The 12,697-nt window shown below is 75.3% G+C and carries 10 protein-coding genes; 5 read left to right on the plus strand and 5 right to left on the minus strand.

Translation table 11 applies throughout. The annotated features are described in order from the left end of the window. Positions 1-8 precede the first annotated feature (8 nt). Both ACFC0B_RS35330 and ACFC0B_RS35335 read right to left on the minus strand, forming a co-directional pair. Positions 9-872, minus strand: coding sequence for a leucyl/phenylalanyl-tRNA--protein transferase (locus ACFC0B_RS35330; RefSeq protein ID WP_376095614.1), 864 nt, complete (start codon positions 870-872; stop codon positions 9-11). Next, the gene (locus ACFC0B_RS35335; RefSeq protein WP_376095617.1) at positions 869-4,324 is read right to left on the minus strand and encodes an amino acid adenylation domain-containing protein; all 3,456 of its coding nucleotides are present in this window, start codon (positions 4,322-4,324) and stop codon (positions 869-871) included. The genes ACFC0B_RS35330 and ACFC0B_RS35335 overlap by 4 nt, the downstream gene beginning before the upstream one ends. 126 nt (positions 4,325-4,450) lie before the next feature. Between ACFC0B_RS35335 and ACFC0B_RS35340 the strand changes: the two genes are divergently transcribed. Next, positions 4,451-7,618 carry a putative bifunctional diguanylate cyclase/phosphodiesterase gene (locus ACFC0B_RS35340; RefSeq protein WP_376095620.1) on the plus strand — a complete coding sequence of 1,056 codons (3,168 nt, stop codon included), beginning with the start codon at positions 4,451-4,453 and terminating at the stop codon, positions 7,616-7,618. On the opposite strand, the gene ACFC0B_RS35345 is transcribed toward ACFC0B_RS35340, so the two are convergent. Next, positions 7,584-8,213: a TetR/AcrR family transcriptional regulator gene (locus ACFC0B_RS35345; RefSeq protein WP_376095836.1), complete on the minus strand. Its 630-nt coding sequence runs from the start codon at positions 8,211-8,213 to the stop codon at positions 7,584-7,586. The genes ACFC0B_RS35340 and ACFC0B_RS35345 overlap by 35 nt on opposite strands. A 198-nt stretch (positions 8,214-8,411) precedes the next feature. On the opposite strand from ACFC0B_RS35345, the gene ACFC0B_RS35350 reads away from it, so the two are divergent. Further along, a complete protein-coding gene (locus tag ACFC0B_RS35350; protein WP_376095623.1) occupies positions 8,412-9,449 on the plus strand; it encodes an aldo/keto reductase in 1,038 nt (345 codons plus the stop codon). Positions 9,450-9,549: 100 nt separating this feature from the next. Continuing rightward, the gene (locus tag ACFC0B_RS35355; RefSeq protein WP_376095839.1) at positions 9,550-10,041 is read left to right on the plus strand and encodes a GNAT family N-acetyltransferase; all 492 of its coding nucleotides are present in this window, start codon (positions 9,550-9,552) and stop codon (positions 10,039-10,041) included. Here the strand turns inward: ACFC0B_RS35355 and ACFC0B_RS35360 are convergent, their stop codons facing one another. Next, positions 10,042-10,257 carry a hypothetical protein gene (locus tag ACFC0B_RS35360; protein WP_376095626.1) on the minus strand — a complete coding sequence of 72 codons (216 nt, stop codon included), beginning with the start codon at positions 10,255-10,257 and terminating at the stop codon, positions 10,042-10,044. Positions 10,258-10,316: 59 nt separating this feature from the next. Beyond that, positions 10,317-10,949, minus strand: coding sequence for a TetR/AcrR family transcriptional regulator (locus ACFC0B_RS35365; RefSeq protein WP_376095629.1), 633 nt, complete (start codon positions 10,947-10,949; stop codon positions 10,317-10,319). A gap of 98 nt (positions 10,950-11,047) precedes the next feature. On the opposite strand from ACFC0B_RS35365, the gene ACFC0B_RS35370 reads away from it, so the two are divergent. Further along, positions 11,048-11,944 carry an alpha/beta fold hydrolase gene (locus ACFC0B_RS35370; protein ID WP_376095632.1) on the plus strand — a complete coding sequence of 299 codons (897 nt, stop codon included), beginning with the start codon at positions 11,048-11,050 and terminating at the stop codon, positions 11,942-11,944. Between the two features lie 9 nt (positions 11,945-11,953). Then, the gene (locus tag ACFC0B_RS35375; protein ID WP_376095635.1) at positions 11,954-12,640 is read left to right on the plus strand and encodes a hypothetical protein; all 687 of its coding nucleotides are present in this window, start codon (positions 11,954-11,956) and stop codon (positions 12,638-12,640) included. The last annotated feature ends 57 nt before the right edge of the window (positions 12,641-12,697 follow it).

Here is a 12,697-nt window from a genome sequence, read left to right on the forward strand (position 1 = left end):
AGAACCCGTCAGTCGCCCCGCGCGTTGCGGTACGGGTGCCGGTGGGCGCGCCGGTGGCCGTGCGGGCGCGGCTCGCGGGGCCGTTCGGGGGCCAGCCGGGCGGCCGGGAGGCGGGCGGTGTCCAGCGGCCCGACCGGCCCCGCGTCCTCGGCGAGCGCGGCGAGGTAGCGGGCCCGGGGCTCCAGGGCGGCGCCGAGCGAGCGCACGTGCGGGGAGTCCCACTGGGCGTCCAGCAGCCGGCCCCCGGCGGCGGCGAAGCGGGCGGCGAGGTCGGCGACGGCGACCCGGGCGGCGTCCGGGCGGCGGTTGAACATCGAGTCCAGGCTGAGCACGGCCCCCGAGGCGATCCCGAACACCCCGCCGACCAGTTCCCCGTCCTCCCACACCTCGGCGCTGTGGGCCGCGCCGAGCCGGTGCAGCCCGATCAGCGCCTCCTGGAGCTCCGGCGTGAGCCAGGGCGGTTCGCGCCCCTCCGCGCAGGCGGCGAGGACGTCCCCGAAGGCCTGGTCGGCGGTGGTCCACCAGTCGAGGCGGTTGCGCAGCAGCCGGGAGAGCTTGCGGGCGAGCCGGACGCCGTCGGCGGCGAGCAGCGGGCGCGGGTCGGGCGACCACCAGGCGAGCGCGTACGGGTCCGCGCCGTGGTCGGGGCCCGGCAGCAGGACGACCTCGCCGGACGCGACCGCCTCCTCGGCGCGGGCCTCGTTGAAGGCGCTCGCGTAGGCGTCGGCGGCGGGCAGCGGGAACAGCCCGCGCCGGTAGGCGGCGAGCAGGGTGCCGGGCGCGAGGTCGGCGCCGAACGCGGCCGGTCCGTCGGCGGGGGCCCGGGCGACGTCGAGCGCCGCGAAGAGCTCCTCGGGGGCGGTGGCGGTCATCGCAGCGCCTCTCGCGACGGGGCCTGTCGCGGCGGGGCGAGGAAGCCCTCCGCGGTCAGCCGGTCGAGGTAGAAGTCGAGCAGGGTGTCGTCGACGGCGGGCAGTTCCACGCCGCTGCCGGCCAGGGCCCGGTCGGCGTTGGCCCGGTCGAAGCGCGGGAAGGTGGGGCGGAAGTACAGCTCGCTGATGGTCAGCCGGGTGCCGGGCACGCGGTCGACGAAGAGCGGCACGAACGGGGTCATCGGGTGGGTGGGGTGTCCGGCGGCGAACCGGACCAGCTCCCGTACCCACCGGGGGTAGGGGACGGATTCGACGGGGTGGCCGCGGGCGCGCAGTCGCCGGGCGAGGTCGGCGAGGTCCGCCGGCTGCGGCGAGGTCAGGTGGTAGACCTCGCCGATGGCGGGGGCGTGGGCGACGACCTGGCAGATCGCGCGGCTGAACCGGTCGGCCGGGACGAAGTCGAGCGGCAGCCGGACGTCGGGGCAGCTCCCGCTCTCCGCGAGGTACTTGATCAGCGCGCAGATCTCGGTGCCGGTGTTCATCACGCCGGTGCGCAGGTCCCCGGTGACGTCGTTGGTGCGCAGCACGGTGACCGGCAGTCCGCCCGCGGCGGCGTGGTGGAGCAGCTGCTCGGCGACCCACTTGCTCTCGACGTAGCCGACGGCGAGCCGGTCGGGGTGGGCGAGCGGGGTGCGTTCGGCGACCTCCCGCACGCCCGCCGGGCCGAAGCCGGCCAGGACGGCGAGGGTGGAGAGGTAGTGGACGGGGATGCCGCGCGAGTGCCCGGCGAGGCGGATCACCTCGCGGGTGCCGGCGACGTTGGCGGCGCGCAGCTGGTGGTAGGGGTAGAGGAAGTTGACCTGGCCGCCGAGGTGGTGGATGGCGTCGAGGCGGTCGGCGAGCCGGTCGTAGTGCCGTTCGGTCAGGCCGAGCCGCGGTTCGGCGAGGTCGCCGACGAGGGGGACGACGCGGCGGTCGGCGAGGTCGTGGCGCAGGTAGCGCTGCTGGGCGGCGCGCAGGCGTTCGAGGGCGTGTTCCTCGTCGGGGGCGCGGACGAGACAGTGGACGCGGGCGTCGGTGGTGTGCAGCAGGGCGTCGAGGAGGTGGGCGCCGCAGAAGCCGGTGGCGCCGGTGAGCAGGATCTCGGCGGGTTCGGCGCGGGAGGGCGCGGGGCTCCAGGACTGTCGCAGGGGGGTGTCGAGGCGGGCTTCGGCGGCCCAGTCGACGGCGGCCTCGCCGGCGGGGGGCTCACCGGCGGCGACGGTGGCGGCGGCGAAGGCGCGCAGGGTGGCGTCGCGCAGCAGGGCGCGGGTGAGGAGGCGGATCCGGGTGACGTCGATGCCGAAGACGATCCGGGCGCGGGCGAGCATCTCCATGGCGAGCAGGGAGTTGCCGCCGAGGTCGAAGAAGTCGTCGCCGGGGCCGACCTCCTCGACGCCGAGCAGTTCGGACCACAGTTGGGCCACACCCGCCTCGACGGCGCTTCCGGGGCCGGTCCCGGTGCCGGTGCCGGTCCCGGCACTGCTGCTCGTGGCCGGCGGGCCGTCCGGGGAGGCGTCGGGCCGCCCGCCGTCGCCCGCCCGCCCGGCGCCGCGCGGGCGCACCCGCCGCGGGGCGTCCGGCAGCCGGCGGCGGTCGATCTTCCCGGCCGGGGTGAGCGGCATGCTGTCGAGCAGCACGAAGTCGGCGGGGACCATGAAGTCCGGCAGCCGTTCGGCGAGGTGGGCGCGGATCCGGCCGCGCCGGGCGCGGGGGCCGGAGGCGGCCCGGTCGGTGAGCGTGTAGTAGGCGGTGAGGGCGCGGGTGTCGTCGCGGCCGTCGGTGACGGCGACCCGGGCCTGCCGGACGTCGGGGTGGGCGGCGAGCACGGATTCGACCTCGGCGGGGTCGACGCGGTGGCCGCGGATCTTCAGCTGGTCGTCGAAGCGGCCGAGGATCTCCAGGGTGCCGTCCGCCCGCCAGCGTCCGGCGTCGCCGGTGCGGTACATGCGCGCGCCGGGGGCGGGGGCGTAGGGGTCGGGCAGGAACGATTCGGCGGTCGGCCCGGGCGCCTTCCAGTAGCCGCGGGCCAGGCCGGGCCCGCCGAGCTGGATCTCGCCCTTCTCGCCGGGCCGCACGGGGCTGAGCCGGGCGTCCAGGACGTGCACCCGCACCCCCGGCAGCGGCCGTCCGATCGGCACCGGCGCGCCGGGCCCGTGCGCGCCGGGCCCGGTGAGCAGCTCGGGGGTGACGTCGGCGAGGGTGGAGGTGACGGCCGCCTCGCTGACCCCGTAGGCGTTGACCAGCCGCACGCCCGGCAGCCGTTCCAGGCAGGCGCGGCAGTCGTCCTCGTGCACGGTGTCCCCGCCGACCACGATCAGCCGCAGCCCTTCGGGTGCGGGTCCGCCGGGCGGGAAGAGGCCGAGCAGGTGGTGCCAGTAGGCGGGCGTGAGGTCGGCGACGGTCAGCCGCAGCTCGCGCATCCGGTGGGCGAGCTCGGTGGGCGCCCAGGTGCGGGCGCCGCCGAGGACGAGGGTGGCGCCGGCGGCCAGGGTCGCGAAGACCTGCTCCAGCGCGGTGTCGAAGCCGAGCGCGGCGAGCTGCAGCACCCGGTCGCGCGGGGTGAGCCCGTAGGCGTGGATCACCCGGTCCAGGGTGAAGGCCAGGGCGCGGTGGGTGACCGGCACGCCCTTGGGGGTGCCGGTGGTCCCCGAGGTGTAGATCAGGTAGGCCAGGTCGTCCGGCGCGCCGGCGTCCGGTACCGGTCCGGCCGCCCGGGGGCCCTCGCCGGGGGTGACCGTCCGCACCCCCGGGAAGCGCGTCCCCTCCCCCGCGACGACCAGGTGCGCGCCGCAGTCCGCGACCAGGGCGGCCAGCCTCCGCCGGGGGTGGGCCGGGTCCAGCGGCAGGAAGGCGCCGCCCGCCTTGAGCACGGCGAGCCAGGCGGTCACCAGGTCCGCGCCGCGCTCCAGGCACACCGGGACGATCCGCTCGGGCCCCGCGCCGAGGCCGCGCAGCGCGGCGGCCAGCCGGTCGCTGCGCGCGTCGAGTCCGCCGTAGTCGAGCGCCTCGCCGTCGGCGAGCACGGCGAGGGCGCGCGGGTCGTGCGCGGCGCGTGCCCCGACCAGTCCATGCACGGTGTCGGGGTGACCCGTCCGGGCGACCCGTCCCGGCGGCCGGCCGGGGGCCGTCCCGGGGCCGAGCCCGAGCCCGGGGGGCTGCCAGGCGCGCTCCACGTACCCGCGGCACTCCCCGTGCGGGGCGGGCCCGAACACGGTGCGCCAGCCGCCCGGAACCGGGGAGCCACCCGGCCAGATCGCGTACTGACCGTCCTCGTTGACCAGCACGGCGTGACGTCCGGAACGCGCTCCGGGGCGTGCTCCCCGTGCGCTCTCTGCTGCATCGTCCACCGGCTTGACCTCGTGCTGTGGCGGCAGAATGCTGGGAGGTGCGACATTTCCGACTATACGCACTCAAGGCCCATTTCGAACGTCCGACCGGACCCTCCGGATCCGGGCCGGACGCTCGCGAGCCCCTGCCCGGACCCCACCGCCCGCGCCCCCGGCCGGGCGTGGTGATGCCGAGGAGGAGGTAGCTCGTTGACACGTCGGCGCCAACGCCTGATGGTCTGTTACCTGGCGTGGATGGTGCTGTTCACCGGCATCTACTACACCAACCCCTCCCAGCGGATCATCTGGTGGACGGGCATCGGCCTGGGCGGCGTCGCCGCCATCGTGGTCGGCGTCCGCCTCAACCGCCCCTCCCACGCCGTCTACTGGTACCTGCTGGCGCTCGCCAACCTCAGCTTCACCGCGGGTGAGGTGGTGCAGGTCGTCCAGATGCAGTTCCTGCACCTGGGCAGCCCCTTCCCGTCCATCGCCGACGGCTTCTACCTCGCCGAGTACCTGCTGTACGCGGCGGGCGTGTTGGGCTTCATCCGCTGGCGGACGGCGCATCAGGACCGGGCCAGCCTGCTGGACGCGCTCATCCTCACCATGGGCCTGGCGCTGCTCGCCTGGATCTACCTGATCCTGCCCTACGCCCGGAACCCGGACCTGGACTGGTTCCAGAAGGCCGTGTCGATCGCCTACCCGCTCGGCGACGTCGTCGTGCTCGCCCTGCTGCTGCGGCTGATCGTGCCGCGCGGCGGGGTCAGCCGCTCGCTGCAGCTGCTGGCCGCCGGAACGGTCGGCCTGCTGGTCTCCGACATCCTGTACGGGCTGATCCTGCTGCACGGCGACTGGCGCATCGGCACCCCCGTGGACCTCGGCTGGGCCGCCTTCTACACCGCCTGGGGCGCGGCCGCGCTGCACCCCTCGATGGTCGAGCTGACCAGGCCCATCCCCAGCCAGCAGCCGGACATCGGCCCCGGCCGGCTCGCCCTGCTCACCGCCGCCTCGCTGATCGCGCCGACGATCCTGATGGTCGAGGCCGCCAACGGCAACACCAGCAACGCCGGGGTCATCGGCGCCTTCTCCGCCGTCCTCTACCTGCTGGTGCTGGCCCGGCTCGCGGTCGTGGTGCGCGCCCGCCGGCAGGCCGCCGCCCGTGAGCGGGCCCTGCGCGAGGCCGGCTCGGTGCTCACCGCGGCGGTCACCGTCGAGGAGGTCGCCGACGCCGTCCAGGCCGCCGCCTCCACCCTGATGCCCACCGAGCCCGGCCACGTCGCGCTGCTCGCCGTCACCGAGGGCGGCGTGCTGCACGTACGGCACGCCGAGCGCGGCGCGGGCCTCCACCACCTCGGCGCCGGCGGCGACTCCGACGAGGTGCTCGCCCTCGCCGCCTACCGGGAGACCAGGCTGCTGCCCGTCGAGGACATCGGCAGCGGCCTCGCCACCCGGCTCGACGGCATGCCGAGCGCCCTGCTGTGCCCGCTCACCCTCGCCGAGCGCCCCTCCGGCGACCCGCTGATCGGCGCGCTCATCGTCACCGGCACCGAACAGGAGCTGACCAGCCTCTGGGGCTCACTGGAGATCCTGGCCGCCCAGGCCGCCCTCGCCGTCGAGCGGGTCATGCTCAGCCAGGAGATCACCCGGCGCGACAGCGAGGCCTACTTCCGCACCCTGGTGCAGAGCGCCAGCGACGTCATCCTCATCCTCAACAGCGACGACTCCGTCCGCTACGCCTCGGCCTCCTCCGCCGGGCGCGTCCTCGGCCGGCCCAGCCTCGACGGCACGCTGCTCACCGACCTCGTCCCGCCCGAGGACAGCCGCGCGGTCGGCAAGGCGCTGGCCCGGATGCGCAGCCCCGCCGTCACCGGCGGCTCCCGCTCCGGCCTGAACACCCAGCGCGAGCACTGGCGGCTGCTGCGGGCCGACGGCTCCCCGATCGAGGTCGAGGTGCGCTGCAACGACCTGCGCGACGACCCGACGGTCGGCGGCCTGGTGCTCACCCTGCGCGACGTCACCGAGCAGCGGCAGATGGAGCGCGAACTCACCCACCGGGCCTTCCACGACTCGCTCACCGGCCTGGCCAACCGGGTGCTCTTCCTGGACCGGGTCGGCCACGCGCTCTCCCGCAGCGAGCGCAGCGGCGCCGTCACCGGGGTGCTCTTCATCGACCTGGACGACTTCAAGGTGGTCAACGACACCCAGGGGCATGCGGTCGGCGACGAGCTGCTGGTCGCCGTCTCGCTGCGGATCTCCACCGCGCTGCGCGCCTCCGACACGGCGGCCCGGCTCGGCGGCGACGAGTTCGCGGTGCTGGTGGAGGACGCGCTGGAGCCGGCCGACGTCGGGACGATCGCGCAGAGCCTGCTGACGGCGTTCGCGGAGCCGTTCAAGCTGCGCGCGGGCGCGGTGCGGGTGTCGGCGTCGGTCGGGGTGGCGACCACGGAGGACAGCGTGGACGCCACCGAGCTGCTCAGCCACGCCGACCTGGCGCTGTACTCGGCCAAGGCGGCGGGCAAGCGGCAGTGGTGCCTCTACCAGCCGGCACTGCAGGCCGGGCTGATGGCGCGGCACGAGCTGAACGAGAACCTGGACACCGCGATCGCCGAGTCCGCCTTCCGCCTGTACTACCAGCCGATCGTCGATCTGCAGACGGGCGACCTGATCGCCTTCGAGGCCCTGGTGCGGTGGCCGCACGACCGGCGCGGCATGGTGCTGCCCGACGAGTTCATCGCCCTCGCCGAGGAGAGCGGCCAGATCGTCCCGCTCGGCGCCTGGGTCCTGGAGCGCGCCACCCAGGAGGCGGCCGCCTGGCACGCCCTCAGCACCCCCGCCCGCGCCGCCGCCGGCCTGCCCCCGCTGCGCGTCAACGTCAACGTCTCCGCCCGCCAGTTCCGCGACGCCGGCTTCGTCGACGTGGTCCGCGACGCCCTGCGCTCCTCGGGGATCCCCCCGGAGTCCCTGGTCCTGGAGCTGACCGAGTCCGTCCTGATGCGCCGCGACGACCGCGCCCGCACCGACATGGGCACCCTCGGCGCCCTCGGCGTCGGCATCGCCATCGACGACTTCGGCACCGGCTACTCGTCCCTCTCCTACCTGCGCGAGTTCCCCATCTCCGTCCTGAAGATCGACAAGTCCTTCATCGACGGCCTGGGCCTCTCCCAGCAGCAGTACGCCCTCGTCGAGGGCATCACCCGGATCGCCGAGACCCTGGACGTCCAGGTCATCGCCGAGGGCATCGAACACCCCGAACAGCGCGACCTCCTCGCCGCCATGGGCTGCCCCCTCGGCCAGGGCTACCTCTTCGCCCACCCCCTCACCGCCGGCCAGGCCCAGTCCTTCATCACCCACCACACCACCCCTCTGAACTCTCTGTAGCGGCCGGCCCCGCCGGGCGGAAGGCGCCCGCCCTCGCCGCGGCCTCGGCGGCGTCGGCGGCGCGGTCGGCGGCGGCCTCGTCGAGGGGGTCGGGGGTGGTGAGCATGCGGTAGTAGAGGGGGGCGGAGACGGCGCGGATCACCTCGTGCGGGTCGGTGCCGGGCGGGAGGTCGCCGCGGTCGACGGCCTCCGTCACGCAGGGGGCCCACTCCTCGACGCGGGCCCGGTAGAAGCGGTGGAGGGCCTCGGCGGCGGAGGCGTCGCAGGTGGCGGCGACCAGGACGGCGCGGAACAGGGCGCCCTGGCGGGGGTCGGCGAGGGTGCGCCGGACGAGGCGGGCGTTGGCGCGCAGGTCCTCGCGCAGGGAGCCGGTGCGGCTGCGCGGGAGGGACTGCTCGGCCATGTCGGTGAGGACGTCGGCGAGCAGCGCGCCGACCGATCCCCAGCGGCGGTAGACGGTGGTGCGGCCGACCTCCGCCCGCCGGGCGATGTCGCCGAGGTCGAGTCCGGCGAAGCCGACCTCGACGAGGGCGTCCTCGGCGGCCCCGAGGACGGCGGTCCGGACGCGGGCCGTGCGGCCGCCCGGCCGCTGCATGCCCTGCGCGGACTGGGCGGGCTGGGCGGGCTGAGGGGCATGGACGGGCCGAGTGGACTGAGTGGCATGGGCGGGCTGAGCGCCCCGGGTGCCCGGTGAAGTCATTAACGGGACTCCTGTTCCATTAGCGTCGCCGACAGTGCTAGGGTCGGAGCCATCTTAACGGCACACCAGTCCCGTTAGCGAAGGGAACCTCCCATGGAGTACCGCCGCCTCGGCGCGTCCGGCCTCACCGTCCCCGCCCTCTCCCTCGGCACCGGCACCTTCGGCGGCCGCGGCCCGCTCTTCGGCGCCTGGGGCAACACCGACGCCGACGGCGCCCGCCGCCTGCTCGACATCGCCATCGACGCCGGCCTCACCCTGTTCGACACCGCCGACGTCTACTCCGACGGCGCCTCCGAGGAGGTCCTCGGCCGGGCGATCAAGGGCCGCCGCGACCAGGTGCTGATCTCCACCAAGGCCGGCCTGCCCGTCGGCGACGGCCCCAACGAGGCCGGCACCTCCCGCGCCCGCCTCGTCACCGCCGTCGACAGCGCCCTGCGCCGCCTCGGCACCGACCACCTCGACCTCTTCCAGCTGCACGCCTTCGACGCCGCCACCCCCGTCGAGGAGGTGCTCGCCACCCTCGACGACCTGGTCCGCGCCGGGAAGGTCCGCTACACCGGCGTCTCCAACTTCTCCGGCTGGCAGCTGATGAAGTCCCTCGCCGCCGCCGACCGCCACGGCCGCCCCCGCTACGCCGCCCACCAGGTCTACTACTCCCTCGTCGGCCGCGACTACGAGTGGGAGCTGATGCCGCTCGCCCAGGACCAGGGCGTCGGCGCCCTGGTCTGGAGCCCGCTCGGCTGGGGCCGCCTCACCGGCCGGATCCGGCGCGGCACCCCGGTCCCGGCCGGCAGCCGCCTGCACGACACCGCCGACTACGGCCCGCCGGTCGACGACGAGCTGCTGTATGACGTGGTGGACGCGCTGGACGCGGTCGCCGAGGAGACCGGCCGCACCGTCCCCCAGGTGGCGATCAACTGGCTGCTGCGCCGCCCCACCGTCTCCTCCGTGATCATCGGTGCCCGCAACGAGGAGCAGCTGCGCCAGAACCTCGGCGCCGTGGGCTGGGAGCTGACCGCGGACCAGGTCGCCCGGCTGGACGCCGCGAGCCTGCGCACCGCGCCGTACCCCTACTTCCCGTACCGCCGCCAGGAGGCCTTCGCCCGCCGCAACCCGCCGCTCGCGGGGTGAGCGGCGGACGCCCCCGGGTCCCGCCGAGTTCCCGGGGGCGTAAACCGCTTGTCACCGGGGCCGATGGCGGGGCATCGTCAACCGGGTGATCGAAAACGCCGTGATCGAACTGCGCGAACTGACCTCCGACGACTGGCCGCTCTGGCGCGAGCTGCGCCTCGCCGCCCTGGCCGAGGCGCCGTACGCCTTCGGCTCCACGCTCGCCGCCTGGCAGGGCGAGGGCGACCGCGAGGAGCGCTGGCGCTCCCGGCTGGCGATCCCCGGCGCCGTCGACCTGGTCGCCTTCGTGGACGGCGAGCCCGCCGCGATGGCGACCGGCGTGCCGGAGGGCGGGCGGGCCGAGCTGATCTCGATGTGGGTCGGCCCCGCGGCGCGCGGCCGGGGCGTCGGCGCGCTGCTGATCGACGCGATCGCGCGGTGGGCCGCCCGACAGGGCTTCCCGGCGCTCCGCCTCGCCGTGATGCCGCACAACACCCACGCCATCGCCCTCTACGAGCGCGCCGGCTTCACCGACACCGGCGAGCCGGGCGACCTCCTCCCCGACGGCGTGAGCCGCGAGATCGTGATGGCCAGGCCGCTGCCGGCCGCCTGATCAGACGCCCCACAGGTACACGGTGAACGACGTGACCGGGTCACCGAGGTCCCACGACCGGCCCTCGGTGAACCCCCGGCGGCCGCGCTCCGGGGCGTCGGCCGCCACCGCGGTACCCGCAGGGGCCGCGGCCGCCGCGGCGGTGAGGACGGACCGGGCCATCGTGGTCATCGCGGCGCCACGCAGCGGCCGTGAGGGCTTCTCCGCATCGGTCATGCCGCCAGTCTCCCGACCCCCGTCACCCGGACGCCGGACATCCGGCGGCGTTCACCCGATCAACGGACCGTCCCGGACGCGGACTTGACGCCTCCGGGGAAGAGCCGGCCGAGGTGGTACCCCAGCACGGCCGCCGCGTCCCCGGCGGCGCGCTGGCCCAGCAGGACGCTCAGGCCGAGACCGGCGGAGAGCGCGAGCAGGACGACGGCCTCCTGCCGGGCGTCCAGGCGCGGGTCGGCCTCGCCGGCCTGCTGGGCGGCGGTCAACTGGGCGACCAGGAAGCCCTCCATCTCGTCGGGCGCGGCGAGGAAGGACCGGCCCGCGAGCGCCGGGTCGGTGACGGCGAGCACCGCGTAGGCGGTGTAGACGAGGTGGAAGGTGCGGCTCTCGCCGTCCGTCGGGACGGCTTCGAGCAGGACCGCCTCGACGATGCCGCGCGGGTCCGTCGAGGCTCCGGCCGCCCGCACGCGGTCGCGGACCCGCTCGCCCATCCGGACGGCGAGGCGTTCGAGGGCGGCGAGCAGCAGCTGCTCCTTGGTGTCGAAGTAGTACTGCACCAGCCGCACCGAGACGCCCGCCTCGATCGCGACCGACCGCATGGTGACGGCGTGCAGGCCGTCGCTCGCCGCCGACCGGAGCAGGGCGTCGATGATGTGGGCGCGCCGTTCCTCGTGGTCCACCAGCTTGGGCATGGGGTTCCGGTTCCTCTCGAATTCTTTTATGGTACAAACATACCATCAAGAGCCGCTGCTGCGCCGCCTGCCTGCTCGGCGCTCCGGGAGGGGACCCCATGACCAGGACAGCCATCGGACACTTCACCACCGACGAGGCCCGCACCCGGTTCCTCGCCGCGTACGACCGCGCGATGGAGCTGTGGCCCGCCCCGCGCGAGGAGTCGGACGTCGAGACCTCCTACGGCACCGTCCACGTCCACCGCCACGGCCGCCGCACCGGCGAGCCGGTCGTCCTGCTGCACGGCCACGCCGGGCACGCGTCCAACTGGTACCCGCAGGTCGCCGCCCTGGGCGAGCACCACCCGGTCTACGCGGTCGACACCCTCGACGACCCCGGCCGCAGCGTCCAACGCGCCGTCGCGGCCGGCTCCGAGGAGAACGCCGCCTGGCTCGACGAGGTCCTCGCCGGCCTCGGCCTGGACCGCGTCCACCTGGTCGGCGTCTCCTACGGCGGCTGGCTGGCCCTCAACCAGGCCGTCCACGCGCCCGGCCGCCTCGCCTCCGTCGCCGCGCTGGACCCCGGCGGCATCGGCAAGGTCCCGGCCCGCTTCTACGCCCATATGATCGGCGGCCTGTTCGGCATGCTCGCCCCCCGGCGCTGGCGCCCCGCCCTGGGCCGCCTGCTCGCCAACCCCGCACTCAGCTCCCCGCCCGAGATGATCGCCCCCATGATGCTGGCGATGCGCAGCTACAAGCCCGCCGCCCGCCCGCCGGCCCGCCCCTTCACCGACGAGGAGCTGCGCTCCGTCCGCCTGCCCGCCCTCGTCCTCCTCGGCCGGCGCAGCGCCCTGCTCCGCCCGGGCCCGGCCCTCGCCCGGGTCACCGCCCTGATCCCGGGCGCCTGGGCCGAGGTCGTGGAACGCGCCGGCCACGGCCTCGCCCTGGAACGCCCCGACGTCGTCAACGACCGGCTGCTGCGTTTCATCGGCGGTACCGTCGGTGGGGCCCGCTAGCCTCCGGGAATGGCCAACTCTTCCTATCTCTGCGCCACTGACGTGGCGTCCCTCTACCCCTCCAGCCAGGTGCCGGGCTTCGACCCTCGGGGCGGGGTCGTCGCCCACGACGTCTCCGGCGTGCCGCTGCTCTGGCTCGCCCTGTTCCGGCCCGCCGACCTCGTCACCGGCGTCTTCACGATCGACGAGGACGACCTGGACGACGACGAGGACGGCGAGGTGGAGGCCACCGCGCCGTTGGCGGCCAAGGACCGCGCGCTGGCCCAACTCGACGCGGCGCTGCCGGTGCTGAACGCGCTGTTCGCCGCCGAGGGCCCGCTGGACGGCCACGCCGCCCTGCTGCGGCAGGCGGTCGAGAAGGCGCCGGGCGCCTTCGTGACGATCGAGCTGGAGGAGATCGAGGGCGTGTGGGAGGAGGAGGGCGCCTTCCAGCCCACCCTCCGCGCCGCGCTGGCCTGCCTGGACGGCCCCGGCGGCGGCGACGTCCCGGACGGCGGGACGGACCCGGCGGCGGACCCGGCGGCGGACCGCGCCCGGCTGGTCGCGCTGTCGCGGCTGCGCCCCGGCCGCCCGTTCCCTCCCGCCCGGCTGCTCCTCGACGACCTGGAGGCGGGCGAGGACGACTACTGGAACCTCGTCCGGCTGCTCGGCACGACGTTCGACGCCGACGTGCCGTGGGAAACCGCAAGGAAGTGATCCGCGGGAATTCACACAACTGCCATGTGGCAGTTCTGCCACTTTCCTAGCGTGGGC

Origin of the sequence: Kitasatospora sp. NPDC056184, from assembly GCF_042268405.1 — a bacterium.
GTDB lineage: Bacteria > Actinomycetota > Actinomycetes > Streptomycetales > Streptomycetaceae > Kitasatospora.